This is a genomic window from Nocardioides lentus, from assembly GCF_039529515.1.
Classification (GTDB): Bacteria; Actinomycetota; Actinomycetes; order Propionibacteriales; family Nocardioidaceae; genus Nocardioides; species Nocardioides lentus.
Genome location: NZ_BAAAMY010000006.1, coordinates 63,567 through 83,149 on the forward strand (window position 1 = coordinate 63,567; position 19,583 = coordinate 83,149).

The 19,583-nt window shown below is 76.0% G+C and carries 16 protein-coding genes and 1 riboswitch; of the genes, 13 read left to right on the plus strand and 3 right to left on the minus strand.

The annotated features are described in order from the left end of the window. The first annotated feature begins 39 nt into the window (after positions 1 to 39). A complete protein-coding gene (locus ABD158_RS13645; protein WP_344008070.1) occupies positions 40 to 579 on the plus strand; it encodes a type 1 glutamine amidotransferase domain-containing protein in 540 nt (179 codons plus the stop codon). A gap of 91 nt (positions 580 to 670) precedes the next feature. Beyond that, the gene (gene ligA, locus ABD158_RS13650; protein WP_344008071.1) at positions 671 to 2,821 is read left to right on the plus strand and encodes an NAD-dependent DNA ligase LigA; all 2,151 of its coding nucleotides are present in this window, start codon (positions 671 to 673) and stop codon (positions 2,819 to 2,821) included. 109 nt (positions 2,822 to 2,930) lie between these two features. Here the strand turns inward: ligA and wrbA are convergent, their stop codons facing one another. Beyond that, complete coding sequence (wrbA, locus tag ABD158_RS13655; RefSeq protein ID WP_344008072.1) at positions 2,931 to 3,524, minus strand: NAD(P)H:quinone oxidoreductase; 594 nt, start codon at positions 3,522 to 3,524, stop codon at positions 2,931 to 2,933. A gap of 111 nt (positions 3,525 to 3,635) precedes the next feature. Between wrbA and gatC the strand changes: the two genes are divergently transcribed. From gatC to ABD158_RS13710, 11 genes are all read left to right on the plus strand, one after another. Continuing rightward, the gene (gene gatC / locus ABD158_RS13660; protein ID WP_344008073.1) at positions 3,636 to 3,947 is read left to right on the plus strand and encodes an Asp-tRNA(Asn)/Glu-tRNA(Gln) amidotransferase subunit GatC; all 312 of its coding nucleotides are present in this window, start codon (positions 3,636 to 3,638) and stop codon (positions 3,945 to 3,947) included. Then, a complete protein-coding gene (gatA, locus tag ABD158_RS13665; RefSeq protein ID WP_344008074.1) occupies positions 3,944 to 5,464 on the plus strand; it encodes an Asp-tRNA(Asn)/Glu-tRNA(Gln) amidotransferase subunit GatA in 1,521 nt (506 codons plus the stop codon). Before gatC ends, gatA begins: the two co-directional genes overlap by 4 nt. A 30-nt stretch (positions 5,465 to 5,494) precedes the next feature. Then, positions 5,495 to 6,985: an Asp-tRNA(Asn)/Glu-tRNA(Gln) amidotransferase subunit GatB gene (gatB, locus tag ABD158_RS13670; protein ID WP_344008075.1), complete on the plus strand. Its 1,491-nt coding sequence runs from the start codon at positions 5,495 to 5,497 to the stop codon at positions 6,983 to 6,985. After that, on the plus strand, positions 6,982 to 8,064 hold the full coding sequence (locus ABD158_RS13675) for a prenyltransferase/squalene oxidase repeat-containing protein (protein ID WP_344008076.1): 1,083 nt from the start codon (positions 6,982 to 6,984) through the stop codon (positions 8,062 to 8,064). Before gatB ends, ABD158_RS13675 begins: the two co-directional genes overlap by 4 nt. After that, positions 8,061 to 9,149 carry a hypothetical protein gene (locus ABD158_RS13680; protein WP_344008077.1) on the plus strand — a complete coding sequence of 363 codons (1,089 nt, stop codon included), beginning with the start codon at positions 8,061 to 8,063 and terminating at the stop codon, positions 9,147 to 9,149. The genes ABD158_RS13675 and ABD158_RS13680 overlap by 4 nt, the downstream gene beginning before the upstream one ends. A gap of 35 nt (positions 9,150 to 9,184) precedes the next feature. Further along, positions 9,185 to 10,771 carry a hypothetical protein gene (locus ABD158_RS13685; RefSeq protein ID WP_344008078.1) on the plus strand — a complete coding sequence of 529 codons (1,587 nt, stop codon included), beginning with the start codon at positions 9,185 to 9,187 and terminating at the stop codon, positions 10,769 to 10,771. 140 nt (positions 10,772 to 10,911) lie between these two features. Continuing rightward, a riboswitch (cobalamin riboswitch) is annotated at positions 10,912 to 10,998 on the plus strand. 84 nt (positions 10,999 to 11,082) lie between these two features. Further along, positions 11,083 to 12,732 carry a hypothetical protein gene (locus ABD158_RS13690; protein WP_344008080.1) on the plus strand — a complete coding sequence of 550 codons (1,650 nt, stop codon included), beginning with the start codon at positions 11,083 to 11,085 and terminating at the stop codon, positions 12,730 to 12,732. Next, complete coding sequence (locus ABD158_RS13695) at positions 12,729 to 13,763, plus strand: hypothetical protein (RefSeq protein WP_344008081.1); 1,035 nt, start codon at positions 12,729 to 12,731, stop codon at positions 13,761 to 13,763. The genes ABD158_RS13690 and ABD158_RS13695 overlap by 4 nt, the downstream gene beginning before the upstream one ends. Positions 13,764 to 13,770: 7 nt before the next feature. Beyond that, positions 13,771 to 14,901, plus strand: a complete 1,131-nt coding sequence (locus tag ABD158_RS13700) for an energy-coupling factor transporter transmembrane component T (protein WP_344008082.1) — start codon at positions 13,771 to 13,773, stop codon at positions 14,899 to 14,901. After that, positions 14,898 to 16,556: an ABC transporter ATP-binding protein gene (locus tag ABD158_RS13705; protein WP_344008084.1), complete on the plus strand. Its 1,659-nt coding sequence runs from the start codon at positions 14,898 to 14,900 to the stop codon at positions 16,554 to 16,556. The genes ABD158_RS13700 and ABD158_RS13705 overlap by 4 nt, the downstream gene beginning before the upstream one ends. After that, entirely contained in the window at positions 16,553 to 17,371 is an 819-nt protein-coding gene (locus ABD158_RS13710) for an ECF transporter S component (protein WP_344008085.1), read from the plus strand. The genes ABD158_RS13705 and ABD158_RS13710 overlap by 4 nt, the downstream gene beginning before the upstream one ends. Positions 17,372 to 17,393: 22 nt before the next feature. On the opposite strand, the gene ABD158_RS13715 is transcribed toward ABD158_RS13710, so the two are convergent. Then, entirely contained in the window at positions 17,394 to 18,572 is a 1,179-nt protein-coding gene (locus tag ABD158_RS13715) for a PQQ-dependent sugar dehydrogenase (protein WP_344008086.1), read from the minus strand. Further along, a complete protein-coding gene (locus tag ABD158_RS13720; RefSeq protein ID WP_344008087.1) occupies positions 18,569 to 19,510 on the minus strand; it encodes an alpha/beta fold hydrolase in 942 nt (313 codons plus the stop codon). The genes ABD158_RS13715 and ABD158_RS13720 overlap by 4 nt, the downstream gene beginning before the upstream one ends. Positions 19,511 to 19,583 lie beyond the last annotated feature (73 nt).

Consider the following 19,583-nt stretch of genomic DNA (forward strand, 5'->3'; position numbering starts at 1 on the left):
GATCCGCATGCACCCGACGTGAAGGGGAACGGAAATCCCATGGCTGACCTGACCGGCAAGAAGATCGCAATCATCGCCACGAGCCACTTCGAGGAGGCCGAGCTCGTGCAGCCCCGCGACGAGCTGGCGAAGGCCGGCGCGGAGGTGAAGGTCTACTCGACCTCGACCGACCCGATCCAGGCCGTCGAGGGCGACACCACGCCCACCCAGAAGGTGGACGTGGACGGCACCTTCGCCGACCTGGACGTCTCGACGGTCGACGCCGTGGTCGTCCCGGGCGGGACCGTCAACGCCGACACCATCCGCACCGACGAGACCGCGCAGAAGATCGTGCAGGACGCCACCGCCCAGGGGAAGGTCCTCGCCGTCATCTGCCACGCGCCGTGGCTGCTGATCTCGGCCGGCCTCGCGAAGGGCCGCCGCCTCACCTCCTTCTCGAGCCTGGTCGACGACGTGCGCAACGCCGGCGGCGAGTGGGTCGACGAGGAGGTCGTCGTCGACGGCACCCTCATCACCAGCCGCAACCCCGACGACCTGCCGGCCTTCGTCGACGCGATCTCGCGCTCGCTGACCGCCTGAGCCGACGTCGTACGACGGACCCGGCTCGCAGCGGCCCGGCCCCCGCACCGGGGGTCGGGCCGCTGTCGGTCCTGACCGGCAGGATGGACCCATGACCAGCCTTGAGGGCGCGGGCGCGGAGGCGCGCGCGGAGCACCGGGAGATCGCGGAGCGGGTCGAGGACGCGCGGTGGCGCTACTACGTGCTCGACGACCCGTCGCTGGACGACGGGGAGTTCGACCGGCTGATGCGCCGGCTCGAGGAGCTGGAGGAGACCCACCCCGACCTGCGCACGCCCGACTCGCCGACCCAGAAGGTCGGCGGCGCGGTGTCGACGGAGTTCACCGCCGTCGACCACCTCGAGCCGATGATGAGCCTCGACAACGCGTTCACCGCCGACGAGCTGCTCTCCTGGCACGACCGGCTCGCCCGCGAGGGAGTCGCGGACCCGGCCCTGCTCTGCGAGCTGAAGGTCGACGGGCTCGCGATCAACCTGCTCTACGAGGGTGGGCGCCTGGTGCGGGCGCTGACCCGCGGCGACGGGCGCACCGGCGAGGACGTCACGCCCAACGTCCGCACGCTGGGCTCCGTGCCGGACCGTCTCGCCGGGACCGAGGAGTTCCCCGTGCCTGCGCTGGTCGAGGTGCGCGGCGAGATCTTCCTGCCCGTGGCCGCCTTCGAGCGGCTCAACGCGACGATGGTCGACGCCGGCAAGCCGCCGTTCGCCAACCCCCGCAACGCCGCGGCGGGCTCGCTGCGGCAGAAGGACCCGCGGGTGACCGCGACCCGTCCGCTGGAGATGGTCTGCCACGGTCTGGGGGCCCGCGAGGGCTTCGGGCCGCTGTCGCAGTCCACGGCGTACGACGCGCTCGCGGCCTGGGGCCTGCCGGTCTCGGACCGGACCCGTGTCGTCGCGTCGCTCGACGGTGCCCGCGAGATGATCGACCACTACCGCGAGCACCGTCACGACGTCGAGCACGAGATCGACGGCGTCGTGATCAAGGTCGACGACGTCGCGGCGCAGCGCCGGCTCGGCTCGACGAGCCGGGCGCCGCGGTGGGCGATCGCGTTCAAGTACCCGCCGGAGGAGGTCAACGCCGAGCTGCTCGCCATCGACGTCAACGTCGGGCGCACCGGCCGCGTGACGCCGTTCGGGCGGATGGTCCCGACGCGGGTCGCGGGCTCGACGGTGGAGATGGCGACGCTCCACAACGCGCACGAGGTGCGGCGCAAGGACGTGCGGCCCGGCGACACGGTCGTGCTGCGCAAGGCCGGCGACGTCATCCCGGAGATCGTCAAGCCGGTGCTCGAGCTGCGACCCGAGGGGCTCGCGGAGTGGGTCATGCCCACCCACTGCCCCGAGTGCGGCACCGGGCTGGCGCAGCAGAAGGAGGGCGACAAGGACCTCCGCTGCCCCAACCACCGGCACTGCCCGGCCCAGGTGCGCGAGCGCGTGTTCCACGTCGCCGGCCGGGGCGCCTTCGACATCGAGGGCCTGGGCTACGAGGCGGCGGTCGCCCTGCTCGACGCCGGGGTGATCGCGGACGAGGGCGACGTCTTCGACCTCGACGAGGCCGCGCTGCTGCGCACCGGGCTGTTCACCCGCGCCGCCAGGAAGGCGGAGGCCGACGACGCCGTCGACGGTCGCGTGGTGTCCGCCAACGGTCGGCGCCTGCTGGCCAACCTCGACCGGGCCACGCAGGTGCCGCTGTGGCGGGTGCTGGTCGCGCTGTCGATCCGCCACGTCGGGCCCACCGCCGCCCGGGCGCTGGCGCAGGAGTTCGGCTCGATGGACGCGATCCGCGACGCGGGTGAGCAGCAGCTCGCCGACGCCGAGGGCGTCGGACCGACCATCGCCGAGGCCGTCATCGAGTGGTTCGCCGTCGACTGGCACCGCGCGATCGTCGACGCGTGGGCGGCCGCGGGGGTGTCGATGGCCGACGAGCGCGACGAGTCCGTGGCGCGCACCCTCGAGGGGCTCACGGTGGTCGTCACCGGGTCGCTCGAGGGCTTCAGCCGCGACTCCGCCAAGGAGGCGATCCTCGCCCGCGGCGGCAAGGCGGCGGGGTCGGTGTCCAAGAAGACCGACTTCGTCGTCGTCGGTGACAACGCCGGCTCCAAGGCCGACAAGGCCGAGCAGCTCGGCGTGCCCGTCCTCGACGAGGCGGGCTTCGTCGCCCTGCTCGAGCAGGGCCCGCCCCCGGTCGCCGGGCCGGACGACGACACGGACGACGACACGGGAACGGCGGCCACCGGGGCCTGAGCCGGGCCCGGGTGAGAGGTGCCGACGACCACGGCCCGCCGCGGCCCCCGGAGGGGCGGCGGCGGGCCGTCGGGTGCTGCGGGTCGTGCGGGCGCTGCGGTGCCGTGGCTCAGGAGGCGAGCTTGTCGGCGACGCCGACCGCACGCGTGACCAGGTGGTCGAGCGCGTTGGTGGTGTCGTCGTCGAGGCCGCCGTCGCCCGCGACCGTGCTGACGCCGTAGGGGTTGCCGTCGGCGAACTTCAGCTGGTCGGTGTAGCCCGGGGGCACGATGATGCCGCCGAAGTGGGCGAACGAGGTCATGAGCGACAGCAGCGTCGTCTCGTGCCCGCCGTGGCGGGTCGAGGCGGAGGTGAAGCCGGCGTAGACCTTGTCGGCCAGCGCGCCCCGGCCCCAGAGCGGGCCGAGGGTGTCGATGAAGGACTGGAGCTGGCTGGTGACGTGGCCGTAGCGGGTGCCGGAGCCGAAGATCACGACGTCGGCCCACTCGATGTCGTCGGGGGAGGCGACGGGCTCGGAGGCGACGGCGTCGCGGTGCGCCTTCCAGCCGTCCTGCGACTCGACGGCGGAGTCCGGAGCGGTCTCCGCGACGTGGCGGCGGCGGACCTCGGCGCCCAGGCCCTGGGCGGTCTGCTCGAGACGCTCGGCCATCGCCTGGCCGGTGCCGTAGGAGGAGTAGTAGATGATCGCGACCTTGACGGCCATGGGGTCGTCCTTTCGTTGAAGGGTTAACCAGTCTGCGCAGACGCAACGTCGCACGACCCGGGATTCATCCCGGGCGCGGCCGTGGGCCGCGCTGCTCCTAGGCTGGTACCCATGGCCGCGACTCCTCCCTCGATCACCCGGGAGCAGGTGGCGCACCTCGCCGACCTGGCCCGCATCGACCTCTCCGACGCCGAGCTCGACCACCTCGCGCCCCAGCTCGGCGTGATCCTGGAGTCGGTGGCCTCGATCCAGGGGCTGTCGCTCGACGACGTGCCGCCGACGTCGCACCCGCTGCCGCTGACCAACGTGTTCCGCGAGGACGTCGTGACCCCCGGCCTGACCCCCGACGAGGCCCTGGCCGGTGCGCCCGACGCCCAGGAGCAGCGCTTCGCCGTGCCGCGGATCCTGGGGGAGGACCAGTGAGCGACCTCGTCCGGCGCAGCGCCGCCGACCTCGCCGACGCCCTCGCCGACGGCTCGACCACCAGCGTGGAGCTGACCCGCGCCCACCTGGACCGGATCGCGGCCGTGGACGGCCCGGTCCACGCCTTCCTGCACGTCGACCCCGAGGGGGCGCTGGCGCAGGCCGAGGCCTCCGACGCCCGTCGTGCCGCCGGCACGTCCACCTCCGCGCTCGACGGCGTGCCCGTCGCCGTCAAGGACGTGCTCGCCACGAAGGGCCTGCCCACCACCTGCGGCTCGAAGATCCTCGAGGGCTGGGTCCCGCCGTACGACGCGACGGTGGTCACGCGACTGCGCGAGGCCGGCCTGCCGATCCTGGGCAAGACCAACATGGACGAGTTCGCGATGGGCTCCTCCACCGAGCACTCGGCCTACGGCCCGACCCGCAACCCGTGGGACCTGGACCGCATCCCCGGCGGCTCGGGCGGCGGCTCCGCGGCCGCGGTGGCCGCCTTCGAGGCCCCGCTGGCCATCGGCACCGACACCGGTGGCTCGATCCGGCAGCCCGGCGCGGTGACCGGCACCGTCGGCGTGAAGCCGACCTACGGCGCGGTCTCGCGCTACGGGCTCGTGGCGCTGGCGAACTCCCTCGACCAGGCCGGTCCCGTCACCCGCACCGTCCTCGACGCGGCCCTGCTGCAGCAGGTCATCGGCGGCCACGACCCCCGTGACTCCACCAGCACCACCGAGGTGCTCGCGGACCCGGTGGCGGCCGCGCGACGTGGTGCCTCCGGCGACCTGAGCGGCGTCCGCGTCGGCGTCGTCACCGAGCTGGGCGGCGAGGGCTACCAGGCCGGCGTGCGCCAGCGGTTCTCCGAGTCCGTCGACCTGCTGGTCGGCGCGGGCGCGGAGGTCGTGGAGGTCTCCTGCCCGAGCTTCGAGCACGCGCTGGCGGCCTACTACCTGATCCTCCCGGCCGAGGCGTCGAGCAACCTCGCGCGCTTCGACGCGATGCGCTACGGCCTGCGGGTGACCCCGGCCGACACCGCGACGGGCGGCGCGCCCAGCGCCGAGGACGTCATGCGGGCCACCCGCGACGCCGGCTTCGGCGACGAGGTGAAGCGCCGCATCGTCCTCGGCACCTACGCGCTGTCGTCGGGCTACTACGACGCCTACTACGGCCAGGCGCAGAAGGTGCGCACGCTGATCGCGCGCGACTTCGCCGCGGCGTTCGAGCAGGTCGACGTGCTCGTCAGCCCCACCGCGCCGACCACGGCCTTCCGGCTGGGCGAGAAGCTCGACGACCCGCTGGCGATGTACCTCAACGACCTCGCCACCATCCCCGCCAACCTCGCGGGCCTGCCGGGCGTCTCGGTGCCGGCCGGTCTCGCGCCGGAGGACGGGCTGCCCGTGGGCTTCCAGATCCTGGCCCCCGCGCTCGCCGACGACCGCTGCTACCGGGTCGGCGCCGCCCTCGAGGCCCTCCTGCAGCAGCAGTGGGGCGGGCCGCAGGCCCCGCCGGACCTCGTCACCTCCTGATCCCGCCCGACCTCGCCACGTAGGGGAACCATGACCGTAGAGCTCGTGTCCTTCGACGACGTGCTGACCGACTTCGACCCCGCCCTCGGGCTGGAGGTCCACGTCGAGCTCGGCACGGCGACCAAGATGTTCTGCGGGTGCCCGACCGGGTTCGGCGCGGCCCCCAACACCCAGGTCTGCCCGACCTGCCTGGGCCTGCCGGGCTCGATGCCGGCGGTCAACCGCACCGCGGTCGAGTCCGCGATCCGGATCGGGCTCGCGCTCAACTGCGAGATCGCCGAGTGGTGCCGCTTCGCGCGGAAGAACTACTTCTACCCGGACATGCCGAAGAACTTCCAGACCTCCCAGTACGACGAGCCCATCTGCTTCGAGGGCCACATGGACGTCGAGGTCGACGGCGAGGTCGTGCGGGTCGAGATCGAGCGCGCCCACATGGAGGAGGACACCGGCAAGTCCACCCACGTCGGCACCTCGGGCCGCATCCACGGCGCCGACTACTCGCTGGTCGACTACAACCGTGCCGGGATCCCGCTGATCGAGATCGTCACCAAGCCGATCGTCGGCGCGGGCGCGAAGGCCCCGGCGGTGGCGCGCGCCTACGTGCAGCAGCTGCGCGAGCTGATCGTCGCGCTCGGGGTCTCCGAGGCGCGCATGGACCAGGGCAACCTGCGCGCCGACGTCAACCTCTCCCTCGCCCCGCGGGGCAGCGGGCGGCTCGGCACCCGTACCGAGACCAAGAACGTCAACTCGTTCCGCTCCATCGAGCGCGCCGTGCGCTACGAGATGCAGCGGCACGCGGCGGTGCTCGCCGACGGCGGCTCCATCACCCAGGAGACCCGCCACTGGCACGAGGACACGGGCATCACCACCTCGGGCCGGGAGAAGTCCGACGCCGAGGACTACCGCTACTTCCCGGAGCCGGACCTGGTCCCCGTCGCCCCCTCGCGCGAGTGGGTCGAGGAGCTGCGCGGGACGCTGCCGGAGAACCCGACCGTGAAGCGCGGCCGGCTGCAGGCCGACTGGGGCTTCTCGGACGCGGAGATGCGCGACACCGTCAACGGCGGCGCGCTGCTGCTGGTGGAGCGGACCGTCGACGCCGGCGCCTCGCCGCAGTCCGCCCGCAAGTGGTGGCTCACCGAGCTCGCCCGCCGGGCCAACGACCTCGGCGTCGACCTGGTCGACCTGGAGGTCACCCCGGCCCAGGTGGCCGGGGTCCAGGCCCTGGTCGAGGCCGGCACGATCAACGACAAGCTCGCCCGTCAGGTCTTCGACGGCCTGCTCGCCGGTGAGGGCGATCCCGCCGAGATCGTCGAGGCCCGCGGCCTCGCGGTGGTCTCGGACGACGGCGCCCTCGGCGCGGCCGTCGACACCGCGATCGCGGCGAACCCCGACGTGGCGCAGAAGATCCGCGACGGCAAGCACGCCGCCGCGGGAGCGCTGATCGGCGCCGTGATGAAGGAGATGCGCGGCCAGGCGGACGCTGCCCGGGTGCGCGAGCTCGTCCTCGAACGCCTGACGTGAGGCGCACGGCGTACGCCCTGGGGGGTGCGACGGCGGTGGTCGTGGCCGGCGCCGTCGTGGTCGCGGTCAGCCCGACGGGCGGGGAGCAGCCCAGCGCCCGGCCCGCGGCCTCGGTCGCGCCGGGCGGCGAGGCCGACCTCGCGGCGAACTGGCTGGTCCGCCAGCTGACCCGCGGCACGGTGCGCGACCAGGAGCGCGACGTGGAGGACCTCGGGCAGGCCATCGACATCGCGCTCGCCGTCGACGAGCTCGGCGACCGGCGGGCCGCGGTGGCCGCGGTGGCCGGGGCCGTCGCCGCCGAGCGGCGCGAGTTCACCCGCGACGACGGCGAGCTGCTGCCGGGCCCGGCCGCCCAGGCGCTGTACCTGCTGCAGTCCCAGGGCGAGGACGCCGGCGGCCTGCGCGGCGACCTCGAGGCCGCGGCCTCCACCGACCCCCTCTTCCCCGGTCGGCTGCGCGGCTCGACCCGCGACACGCTCCCGGAGGTCGTGGGGCAGGCGTACGCCGCCCGCTCGCTCGTCGACTCCGCGAGCCCGCGCGCCGCCGACGTCGCGTCGTTCCTGCTCGACCAGCAGTGCACCGCAGGCTGGTTCCGGGTCGGCTTCGCCGCGCTCGACGCCCCCGACCAGACCTGCGACGGCGGGGCCGGGTCGCGCCCGGACGCCGACGTGACCGCGCTCGTGCTGCTGCTCCTGGGGCCCGTCGCCGACGAGGTCGAGGGCGGCGAGGGGGCCATGGAGCGGGCCGCTCGCTGGCTCGTCACCGAGCAGACCGACTCGGGCCTGGTGCCGGGCGGCGAGTCGGGACGGCCGAACGCGGTCACCACCGGTCTCGCCGCGCGCGCCCTCGGCGCGTGGGGCAGCACCGCCGCGGCCGCCCGGGCCGCGGAGGCCCTGGTGCCGCTGCAGCTCACCACCGGGATCGACGCCGGCGCCGTCGCCTACGACGAGCCGGACCTCGCGGTCGGGCGCGCGAGCGGCCTCGGGGTGCCGCCGCCGGACCGGTGGCGTCGGGCCACCACCCAGGCGGCCCCCGCCCTGCGCTGGCTCGACCCGGGCTCCGCCGGGCAGGACGGGTGACGCCCGCGCGGACCGCCGCGTCCGGCCTCGCGGCGGGTCTGCTCGCCCTCACCGCCGCCTGCTCGGGCGGCACGGCGGACGACGGTGGTGCCGACGACCCCTCGGCCTCGGCCGGCTCCGAGGGCGCCGCACCCGCCCCCGGAGTCGTCCCCGACGCCACGCCGGGAGCGCGCGCCGCGGCCGGCTGGCTCGCCGGTGCGCCCGACGACGGCGTCGTGCGCACCGGCGGTTTCGACGACTACGGCCTCAGCATCGACGTCGGCCTCGCGCTCGACGAGGTCGGCGGCCACGAGGACACCGTCGCCGCGATCACCGACGCGGTGCGCACCGACGCCGCGGTGTACACGACCTTCCGCGGTGACGTGTACGCCGGCGCCACGGCCAAGGCCCTCGCGTTCCTGCAGGGCCAGGGCGCCGACACCGGCGACCTCCTCGCCCAGCTGGAGGGTCTCGTGGTCGCCGACGGCCCCTCGGAGGGGCGCCTCGCCGACGACGCCGACGACGACTTCTCGACCGTGATCGGCCAGGCATTCGGCGCCCGGGCGCTCGTCGTCGCCGGGAGCGACGAGGCCGACCGGGTCGCGTCGTTCCTGCTCGACCAGCAGTGCGCCGACGGGTTCTTCCGGGCCTCGTTCGCGAGCCCCAACGCCGCCGACGAGACCTGCGACGGAGCCCCGGACGCGACGCCGGACGCGGACACCACCGCGCTGGCGCTGCTCGTGGTCGGGCCGGTGGCCGCCGAGGTCGACGGGGGCGAGGCGGCCATGGCCGCAGCCGCCGACTGGCTGCTCGCGGCCCAGCGGCCGGACGGCGGGTTCGTCGGGTCGGAGGGACCGGGCGTCAACGCGAACACGACGGGCGCGGCCGGCTGGGCGCTCGGCCGGTGGGGCGAGACCGACGCCGCCGCGGCCGCGGCCGCCGTGGTCGCCGACCTCCAGGTCGCGGAGGGACCCGACGCCGGAGCGGTGGCCTACGACGCCGCCGCGCTCGACGCCCTGGGCCGCCGGGTCGGCCCCGACGCGGCCGACCAGTTCCGTCGGGCCACCGCCCAGGCCGCACCCGCGCTGCTCTGGTCGGGGGGCTGACGCCGGGCGTACGGTGCGCTCGGAGAGGAACCACCGTGACCCGTACCGCTGCGCGTGTCGGTCCCGCCCTGGCCGCCACGCTGGCGCTCGCCGTCCTCCACGGGCCACCCGGGGCCGACGCCACCGCGACCCCGCGGGACGCGCGGGCGCCGTCGGACTTCGAGGCCGCCCGCGCCGCCCGCGCCGCCGGCGACTGGCTCGCCGGCCGGCTGGAGGACGGGGCCGTCCCGACCCCCTCGGGGACCGACCTCGGGCTCACGGTCGAGGTCGGACTCGCGCTGGCGGAGCTGGACCCCGTCCGCTACGCGCCGCAGCTGGCGGCCGTCGACGAGACCGTGGCCGCCGGGGCGGAGGACCACACGACCGGGTCGGGCGACACGGCCGGGGCGACCGCGAGGCTCCTGACGTACGTGCTGGTGCGCGGGGACGACCCACGCGACACCGGGGGTGTCGACCTGCAGCAGCGGCTCGAGTCCGCCGTCTCGGAGGCCCCCCTCAGCCGGGGGCGGCTCGGGGGGAGCGACGTGGCCGGTCAGGCCTACGCCGTCCGTGCCCTGCTGACGCTGGGCAGCGACCGCGCGGAGGACGTGACGGACTACCTGCTGGCCCAGAGCTGCGAGGGGCTCTTCCGCGCCGACCTCCCCGCCGCGACCGCGCCCGACCAGGGCTGTGCGGGCAGCGAGCCGCGGGCCGGCAGCTCCGACGCCACCGCCACCGCCGTGCTCCAGCTCCTGGCGGCCGGGGCGACGGACGACCCCGACGTCGACGAGGCGGTCGCGGACGCGGTGGACGCGCTGCCGCGGTTCGTGGTCCATCGGGACGACGACGGCGTGCCCAACACGGCCAGCGCGGGCCTGGCCCTCCGCGCCCTCGAGGCCGCCGGTGCCGCCGTCGGTGCCCTCGGCACCGACCTCGTCCGCACGGTGGCCGCCCAGCAGGTCACGGGCCTCGTGCCGTGCGACGGTCGGCTGGTGCCCGACGCGGTGGGGGCGGTGGCATTCGACCGTGCGGAGTACGACGCCGGGGTCGACGAGGGCGTCACCGCGGACCGGGCCGCGCGGTGGACGCGGACGACCGCCGTGGTCGCGCCCGCCCTGGTGGGCCTGCCCACCCCGCGCGACGACGTCCGCGTTCGCTCGGCGGGCAGCGCTCCCTTCCAGGCCGCCGGCCGGCCGGCCGGGGTGCGGGTCGTCGGGCTCGCGCTCGGCCAGAAGGTGTGCCTCGCCGGCCCCGGGGCCCGGGTGCGGGTGACCGGCCCGGGCGAGGTCGCGGCCCTCGACCTGGTCATGCCCGCGGGCACCGCGTCGCGCACGTACCGGCTGGCGGGCGTGGACACCGCGGTGACCTTCCGCGTGCTCGACCGGGCGCGGCTCCGGGTCGCCGTCGCGCGCGCGTCGGTGCCGCGCGGTGGGCGCCAGACGATCACCGTCAGGGGCCTGGAGGCGGGTGAGCGGGTCACGGTCCGCCTCGCGGGGCGGGTCGCGGACCGGGGCTCGGCCGGCCCCCGCGGGTGGTTCCGGACCCGCGTGGCCGCCGAGGTGCCCCGAGGTCGGGTGCCGGTGAGGGCGACCGGTGTGTTCCCGGGCCTCCGATCCGGCACGGCGTCGTTCCGGGTCACCTGAGGCGGCGTCCCGTCGGTGCCCTGGTCGGTGCCCTGGTCGGTGCCCTGGTCGGTGGCGTCGGCGATGCCGGGCCCGGGCGCGCCGGTGTTAGATTGCGCGTGCTCCCGCTGGGGGAGCACCCATCATCACGCCCGTCGCGGGGGAAGCCGGTCCGAGTCCGGCGCTGACCCGCAGCCGTAGGTCCTCCACGCACCACGAGATCCACCCGGGGGACGAGCCGGAATGCCTGCGTCGGGGCGTCCTGACCCGCCGCTGTCGTGGACCACAGCCGGGGATCGAGAGTCCTCGTCTGTCGCAGCGTGGAGGACCTCATGACCCCCTCTCGCCCCGGGTGCCGTGCCGCGGCCCTCACCGTCGGGCTCGGCCTCGTCGCCGGCTCCCTCCTCGTCGCCCCCGCGGCTCCCGCCTCGGCCGCGCCGCAGAACGACTCCGCCGCCGCCGTCGCCGGCGGCGACTGGCTGGTGGGCCAGCTCGACGGCGGTCGCGCCGTCTACAACGACCAGTTCGACTTCGACGACTACGGGCTGACCGTGGACTTCGGGCTCGCGCTCGACTCCTTCGACGGTGCGCGGTACGACGCGACGCTGGGCGACGTGACCGACGAGCTCACCAGCCCCCGCACGGTCGCCGCCTACACCTCGGGCGACGGGTTCGGCGACCCCGGGTCGCGCTACGCCGGCGCGACGGCGAAGCTCGCCTCCTTCGTGCAGCAGCGCGGGGGCGACGCCTCCGCCGTCGGCGGGGTCGACCTCGTCGCCGAGCTCTCCGGGCTGATCGCGGACGACGCCCCGATCGAGGGTCGGGTCGAGGACCGCAGCACGTTCGGCGACTCCGCCAACGCGGTGAGCCAGGGCTTCGCCGCCCGGGCGCTGACAGTGGCCGGGGACGCCGAGGCCGGCTCCGCGATGGACTTCTTCCTCGACCAGCAGTGCGACGCGGGCTTCTTCCGCACCTTCCTCACCGAGGACAAGACCGCCACCGACCAGACCTGCCAGGGCGGCGTCGCGGACGGCGACAGCGCCGCGGCACCGGACGCGACGGCGCTCGCGGTCCTCAACATCCTCGCGACCACACCCGCCGCCGGCAGCCCCGAGGCCGTCGCGGTCGACGACGCGGTGGACTGGCTCCTGGCCGCGCAGGCCGCCGACGGCTCCTTCACCGGGGGCGACGGCCCGACCGACGTCCCCAACGCCAACAGCACCGGCGTCGCGGGCTGGGCGCTCGCCGAGGCCGGCGAGCCGGGTGCCGCCACCGCGGCCGCCGCCTGGGTCGCGGGCCGTCAGGTCGCGGGCCTCGGTCCGTGCGAGGGCGTCCTGACGCCCGGGCAGGAGGGTGCCGTGGCCTACGACGACGCCGCCTTCGCCGCCGGGACGGACGCGGGCATCGTGGCCGACACCCGCGACCAGTGGCGCCGTACGTCCGCCCAGGCCGTGCCCGCCCTCCGCTCGCTGCCCGCTCCGGGCACGCCGTCCCTCGACGCGTCCTCCGGCGTGCGGTTCGTGCGCGCCGGGTCGACCGTCAGCCTCCCCACCTCGGGGGTCGCCGTCGGCCAGAAGACCTGCGTCACCGGCCCCGGCGGACCGTTCTCGTCGGCTCGCCCGGCCGGGAGCGAGGCCACCGTCGCGGTCAACGTGCCCCGCGGGACGGCCCTGCGCCAGTACACCCTGGGTCAGAGCTCGGTGACGGTCTCGGCCCTCGCCGCGAAGCGACTCGACGTGCGCCGCAGCAGGGCCGCCGTCGCGCGCGGCGCGACCCAGACCGTCACCGTCCGCGACCTGGCGGCCCGCGAGAAGGTCACCGTCCGGCTGCGGGGGCGGGTCGTCGACACCGGCGTCGCCACCCGCGACGGCTTCTTCCGGAGCCGCTTCGTGGTGCGCGGGGCGACGGGTCCGGCGCAGGTCAGGGTCACCGGCCGGTTCGCCGACATCCGGTCGGGCAGCACCACCTTCCGGGTCCGATGAGGGCGGCCCGCCTCCTCGGCGCGCTGGGGCTCGCGCTCGGCGCGAGCCTCGCGGCCCCCGCGCTGCCGACCGCGCTGTCGTCGTCCCTGCCGGTCGTCGGCACGACCCCCGCCTCGGCGGAATCCTGCTCGGGCGCCGGCGGCGTGACCGTGGTCGTCGACTACCGGGGACAGGGCGGCCGCGGCCTCGTCGAGGGCTGCGCCACCGGTGGCGGCGGCGGCGCCGACGGGCTGTTCGCGGCGGTCGGCACCCAGATGACGTTCGCGAGGCGGGAGCCCGGCTTCGTGTGCCGGGTCAACGCGGTCCCGTCGAGCGACCCCTGCGTCAACGCCTCCCCGGCCAACGCCTACTGGGGCCTGTTCTGGTCGACCGGGAAGCCCGGGGCCGGCTGGACCTACGCCTCCAGCGGCGTCCGCAGCCTGCAGGTGCCCGACGGTGGCCTGGTCGCCTGGTCGTGGCAGAGCGGTGGCGGTCAGCAGCCGCCGAGCACCTCACCCGTCCGCGCGGCGGCCCCGGCCCCGGCCCCCGCCCCGGGCGGCTCGGGCTCCGGCGGCTCGGGCTCCGGTGGATCGGGTGCGTCCGGGGGCGGGACCGTCACCCGTGACGGCTCCGGCGGCGGCCCGTCCACGCCGACGCCCGACGCCGACCCGTCCACGACGCCCGACGCCGACGACAGCGGCACCCGTGGCACGGACGGCGCCGACGGTGGTGCCGACGGGGGAGCGCGCCGCGACGGTGCGGGCCGCGGCCGCGACGGTCGCGGCGCCGACCGGAAGGGTCGGGCCGGCGGGCGCGACGCGGAGCGCCGGAAGGGCGACGGGGCCCGCACGGGCGCCGACGACGAGCGCGCCGAGCGGTCCGCCTCCTCGCCGCTGACCGACGCGGACGGCGACACCGAGCAGGTCTCGTCGGCGTCCGAGGAGGACCCCGCCGGCCTGCCCGCGTGGGTGCCGGCCGCCGTGATCGGCGTCCTCGGGCTCGGCGCCGCCGGCGCGGTGCTCCAGCGCCGGCGCACCCGCGGGAGCGCATGAGCGCGCCATGAGCACGACGACGCGGCTGCCGCGGGACCTCCACCCCGTGGCCTGGTGGGTGTGGGCCCTCGGGCTCGCGGCCGCCGCGTCGCTCACCGCCAACCCGCTGCTGCTCGTGGTGGTCGTGCTGGTCACGGCCACCACGGTCGCGCTCCGGCGCGGCGACCACCCGTGGTCACGGGCCTACCGCGTCTACGTCTGGCTGGCCGTGGTCGTGGTGGTCGTGCGGGTGGTCCTGCGCGTCCTGCTGGGCGGCGGGTACGACGGCACGGTGCTGCTGCGCCTGCCCGAGGTCCCGCTCCCCGACGTGGTGCTCGGCATCAGCCTGCTCGGCGACGTCACCGCCGAGAACGTCCTCGGCGGCCTGTACGACGGGCTGCGCCTGGCCGCCCTGCTGCTCTGCGTCGGCGCGGCCAACGCCCTCGCCAACCCCAAGCGGCTGCTGAAGTCCGTGCCGCCCGCGCTCTACGAGGTCGGTGCGGTCCTGGTCGTCGCGATCACCGTCGTGCCGCAGCTCGCCGACAGCGCCCGCCGCGTGCACGCCGCGCAGCGGCTCCGCCCCGGGCCACGGGGACGCGTGCGCTCCCTGCGGCGGCTCCTGGTGCCGGTCCTGGAGGACGCCCTGGAGCGCTCGCTGGCGCTCGCCGCCGGCATGGACGTGCGCGGCTACGGGCGCCGCGGCGACGCATCGGCCGCGCAGCGCCGGCGGACCGGGGCCCTGATGGTGCTCGGCCTGCTGGGGGTCGTCGTCGGCACCTACGCGGTCCTCGACGCCACCGCCCCCCGCTGGCTCGCGCTGCCCATGCTCCTCGGGGGGCTCGCCGTGGCCGTGCTCGGACTGCTCAGCGCCGGCAGCCGGGTCGGACGCAGCCGCTACCGGCCCGACCGGTGGCGTGCGGCGGAGGTCGTCGTCGCCCTCTCGGGCCTCGCGGCGGCGGTGCTGGCCTGGCTCGTCTCGCGCGAGCAGCCGCTGATCGCCTACCCCGAGCTGGTGGCGGTGCCCCAGCTGTCGCTGCTCGCGCTGGCCGCGGGCCTGGTCGGGCTGGTCGCCGCCGTCGCCGCGCCGCCGCCGGTGCTGGGCGCCACCCCTGCGCCGTTCCTCGTCGGTCGCCGTGACCGCGAGGAGGTGGCGGCGTGATCGAGCTGCGCGGCGTGACCGTCGGCTACGACCCCCGGGCCGCCGGGGCCGCTCGCGCCGGGCGCCCGGCGGCGCCGCCGGTGCTCGACGCCGTCGACCTCGTCCTCGAGGAGGGCGAGCTGGTGCTGGTCGCCGGACGCACCGGGGTCGGCAAGTCGACGCTGCTCGGGGTGCTGTCCGGTCTGGTGCCGCGCTTCACCGGGGGGCGGCTGTCCGGGTCGGTCCTGGCCGACGGCGTCGACGTCACCGCGACCCCTCCGCGCGAGCGCACCCACCTGGTCGGCTACGTCGGGCAGGACCCTGCGGCCGGCTTCGTCACGGACACCGTCGAGGAGGAGCTGGCCTACGGCATGGAGCAGCTGGGGCTGCCGCCGACCACGATGCGGCGCCGGGTCGAGGAGACGCTCGACCTGCTCGGCGTCGCGGACCTGCGCGACCGGGACCTGCGCACCCTGTCGGGCGGGCAGCAGCAGCGCGTGGCGATCGGGTCGGTGCTCGCGATGCACCCGCGCTTCCTCGTCCTCGACGAGCCGACGTCCGCGCTCGACCCCACCGCGGCCGAGGAGGTGCTGGCCACCCTCACGCGGTTGGTCCACGACGTGGGCCTCGGGGTCGTGGTCGCCGAGCACCGCCTCGAGCGCGTCGTGCCCTTCGCCGACCGGATGGTGCTCGTCGCCGGCGGTGGCGCGGTCCGGGTCGGCGAGCCGGCCGCCGTGCTGCGCGACGCCGGCGACGACCAGCCCGCCCCGCCCATCGTCGAGCTCGGCCGGGCCCTCGGCTGGAGCCCGCTGCCCCTCACCGTGCGCGAAGCACGCCGCCGCGCCCGCGGTCTCGACCTCACCCCGCCGGCGGAGGTGCCCGCGCCCCCGGCCGCCGCCCGCGCGGAGGTCCGGCGCCTGGTGGTGGCCCGCGGCGCCCGCACCGTGCTCGACGAGGTGTCCCTGACGCTGGGCGCCGGTCGCACCACCGCGCTGATGGGCCGCAACGGCGCCGGCAAGTCCACCCTGCTGTGGACCCTGCAGGGCGCGTCGCCCGGGACCCGCCACGGCGGCACGGTGAGGGTCGCCGGCGCCGACGGCGGCCTGGTCGACCCGGAGGACCTGCCCCGGGACGAGCGCTGGCGACGGGTCGGGATGGTCCCGCAGACCGCCGCCGACCTGCTCTACCTCGAGACCGTCGCCGAGGAGTGCGCCGCCGCCGACGAGGGGGCCGGGACGACGCCCGGCGCCTGCCGCGACCTGCTCGACGCGATGGTCCCCGGCGTCCCCGACGACCGTCACCCTCGCGACCTCTCCGAGGGCCAGCGCCTGGCGCTGGTGCTGGCGATCGTGCTCGTCGCCGAGCCCGACCTGCTGCTGCTCGACGAGCCCACCCGGGGCCTGGACTACCCCGCCAAGCGGGTCCTGGCGCGCGTCCTCGCGCAGCAGACCGCCGCCGGGCGGGCCGTGCTCGTCGCGACCCACGACGTCGAGTTCACCGCCCTGGCCGCCGACACGGTCGTCGTGCTCGGCGACGGCGAGGTGGTCTCCGACGGCCCGGTACGCCGGGTGGTCGCGGAGTCTCCGTCGTTCGCGCCCCAGGTCACCAAGGTCCTCGGCGCCGGGTGGCTGGGCGTCGACGAGGTCGTCGCCGCGCGGGCGGGGGCGGCCCGGTGAGCACCCGCACCGCCGGGGTGGGGCCGGTGGCCGCCGTGCGACTGACGCCCCGGTCCGCGCTCGTGATGGGCCTGGCGTCGCTGGCCGGCCTCGCGATGCTGACCTGGCCCCTGCTGCTGGTCCCCGAGGCGGGGGCCGAGCGGGTCGACCCGCCGTTCCTGTTCCTCGCCCTGCTGCCGGTGATCCTGGCGGTCGTCCTCGCCGAGGTCACCGAGGGCGGGATGGACTCCCGGGTGCTGGCGGTGCTCGGGGTGCTGGTCGCGGTCAACGCGGTGCTCCGCGGGCTCGGGGCGGGCACGGCCGGCGTCGAGCTCGTCTTCTTCCTGCTGATCCTCGCGGGGCGCGTCTTCGGGCCCGGCTTCGGGTTCGTCCTCGGCAGCGTGTCGCTGTTCGCCTCCGCGCTGCTGACCGCGGGGGTGGGGCCCTGGCTGCCGTTCCAGATGCTCGTCGCCGCGTGGGTCGGGCTCGGCGCCGGCCTGCTGCCGCGCCGGGTGTCGGGACGGTGGGAGATCGCGATGCTGGTCGCCTACGCCGTCGTGGCGGCGTACCTCTACGGGCTGTTCATGAACCTGTCCGGCTGGCCGTTCCTGCTCGGCATCGAGCTGCCGGGGGTCTCGGAGTCGCTGGCGTTCGTGCCCGGCGACCCGCTGGCCGACAACCTGCGACGGTTCGGGATCTACACCCTGCTGACGTCGACGACGAGCTTCGACACCGGACGGGCGATCACGACGTCGCTGTGCGTGGTGCTCCTGGGGCCCGCGATCCTGACCACGCTGCGCCGGGCGGCCCGGCGGGCCGTGATCACGGCCGGCTGAGATCCGGGTCCCGGCGCCCGGGTCAGGGGGCCAGGCGCAGGATCCGGTCGTCGCCCTCGCGGGGCTCGCCGCGGGTGTCGGTGTTGTTGGTGACCACCCACAGCTCGCCGTCCGGGGACTCCTGGATCTCGCGGATCCGGCCGTACTCGCCGTCGAGCAGGTCCTGGGGCTGTCCGGCGCGGTCGCCACGCACCGGGACCCGCCAGACCCGCTCACCGCCGAGGGCCGCGACCCACAGGTCGCCGCCGGCGTACGCGAGACCGGAGGGCGAGGCCTCGTCGGTGCTCCACACCACCTGGGGGTTGGTGAGCTCGCCGCCGCGCACGTCTCCCTGCCCCTCGTTGATCGGCCAGCCGTAGTTGGCGCCCGGCTCGATGAGGTTCAGCTCGTCGAAGGTCTGGTCGCCGAACTCGCTGGCCCACAGCCGGTCGGCGTCGTCGAAGGCGAGACCCTGCACGTTGCGGTGGCCGAGGGAGTACACGTAGGACCCGCCGGTCGGGTTGTCGTCGGGGACCTCGCCGTCCGGGGTCATCCGCAGGATCTTGCCCGCGAGGGAGTCGGGGTCCTGGGCGAGGTCCGGCTCGCCGGCGTCGCCGGTCGAGACGTAGAGCATGCCGTCCGGACCGAACAGCAGGCGGCCGCCGTCGTGGTAGGTGTTCAGCGGGATGCCGTCGAGCAGCACCTCCGGCTCGCCGAGCCGGCCGCCCTCGAGGGTGGCCCGCGCGACGCGGTTGTCCTCGCCGGTCGTGTAGTAGAGGAACAGCGTCGAGTCGCGGGCGAAGTCGGGGGAGACCGCGACGCCGAGCAGCCCCGCCTCGCTGTTGGGCACGGCGGCCTCGACGACGCCGACCTCGGTCTGCTCACCGGACCCGGGGTCCACGGTCAGCACGCGGCGGGTGTCGCGCTCGGTGACGACGGCGCGTCCGTCGGGGAGGAAGTCGAGGCCCCACGGCGCCTCGAGGCCCTCGGTGACCTCGCCGACCACCCGCGGGGGACCGCCGGCCGACCCGCCCGCGCCCTCCTCCGCGGAGGTCTCGCCCGACCCGGGGTCGGCCTCGGACTCGGAGTCGGTCTCGGGGGAGGGAGACGCGGTGACGGTCGGCTCGGAGCCGGTGTCGACGTCCTCACCGCAGGAGACCAGCACCCCCGAGGCCAGCACGGCGGCGACCGACAGGGGGACCAGGCGGCGCAGCGGCGTCATTCCTCCACTGTGGCAAGGAAGTCCAAGAGCAGCGCGTGGACCTCCTCGGGGTGCTCCATCTGCACGAAGTGCGACGCGGGCAGCTCGACGTAGGTCGCCCCGGGGATGCGCGCGGCGGCCGAGGCCATGTCGCGGGCGCCGGCCAGGACGTCGTAGCGCCCGGCCACGAAGGTCGTCGGCACCCGGATCGTGCCGAGCGGCACGCGGCGGTGCTTGGAGGTCGCGAGCGCGACGTGGCCGTACCAGTCGATCGGCGTGGTGAGGAAGTCCCGGACCGCGCGCCCGGTGCCCTCGGGGTCCGGGGTGGGCAGCATGAACCCGGAGTGCGTCAGCACCGTCACCCCGAGCCGCCCCATCCGCAGCCGTTGCGCGACCGGGGTGATCGCGGGCCCGCCGTACTTGAGGACGCGGGCGGCACCCACCGTCAGCGCCTGCGCCACCGGACGCGGCAGGTGGAGCGGGCCGAGCATGCTCGCGAACGTCGAGCCGGGCACGCCCGCGACGGCGAACAGGCCCGCGACCCGGTCGGGGTGGGTGACGGCCAGCTCGAAGGCGGTGTTGACGCCCATCGACCAGCCGAGGACGGGCACCCGGTCGAGGCCGGCGTCGTCCATGACCGCGAGGGCGTCGGCGACGAAGGTGTCGATGCCCACGTCACGGCGGTGGCGCGGCCGCTCGGAGCCGCCCGTGCCGCGGTGGTACCAGGAGACGACCCGGACCCCGCAGTCCCGCCGCAGCAGGGCGGGCCAGGTGTAGGGGTTGGTGCCGAGACCGTTGCACAGCAGCACGACGGGGGCGTCGTCCGCCACGACGGGGGCGTTGCTCCAGGCCCGCAGGCGGGTGCCGTCCGCGCTCGTCACGTCGTGGAACGACAGGCCCGCGGGCTCGGGGTCGGGTGACGGGCCGACTGCGGGCACGGGCTCACGGGTCGCCGACATGGCGACGATCATGCCTCAGCGGCGGCCCACGGTGGACAGGTGTGCCGCGGCGCCGGCCGGTGCGGCCGACGGA

Bases quoted from the DNA above. Each gene is read 5' to 3' on its own strand.
- ABD158_RS13645 (WP_344008070.1), top strand. From the start codon at position 40: ATGGCTGACCTGACCGGCAAGAAGATCGCAATCATCGCCACGAGCCAC.
- ligA (WP_344008071.1), top strand. From the start codon at position 671: ATGACCAGCCTTGAGGGCGCGGGCGCGGAGGCGCGCGCGGAGCACCGG.
- wrbA (WP_344008072.1), bottom strand. From the start codon at position 3,524: ATGGCCGTCAAGGTCGCGATCATCTACTACTCCTCCTACGGCACCGGC.
- gatC (WP_344008073.1), top strand. From the start codon at position 3,636: ATGGCCGCGACTCCTCCCTCGATCACCCGGGAGCAGGTGGCGCACCTC.
- gatB (WP_344008075.1), top strand. From the start codon at position 5,495: ATGACCGTAGAGCTCGTGTCCTTCGACGACGTGCTGACCGACTTCGAC.
- ABD158_RS13690 (WP_344008080.1), top strand. From the start codon at position 11,083: ATGACCCCCTCTCGCCCCGGGTGCCGTGCCGCGGCCCTCACCGTCGGG.
- ABD158_RS13695 (WP_344008081.1), top strand. From the start codon at position 12,729: ATGAGGGCGGCCCGCCTCCTCGGCGCGCTGGGGCTCGCGCTCGGCGCG.
- ABD158_RS13700 (WP_344008082.1), top strand. From the start codon at position 13,771: ATGAGCACGACGACGCGGCTGCCGCGGGACCTCCACCCCGTGGCCTGG.
- ABD158_RS13715 (WP_344008086.1), bottom strand. From the start codon at position 18,572: ATGACGCCGCTGCGCCGCCTGGTCCCCCTGTCGGTCGCCGCCGTGCTG.
- ABD158_RS13720 (WP_344008087.1), bottom strand. From the start codon at position 19,510: ATGTCGGCGACCCGTGAGCCCGTGCCCGCAGTCGGCCCGTCACCCGAC.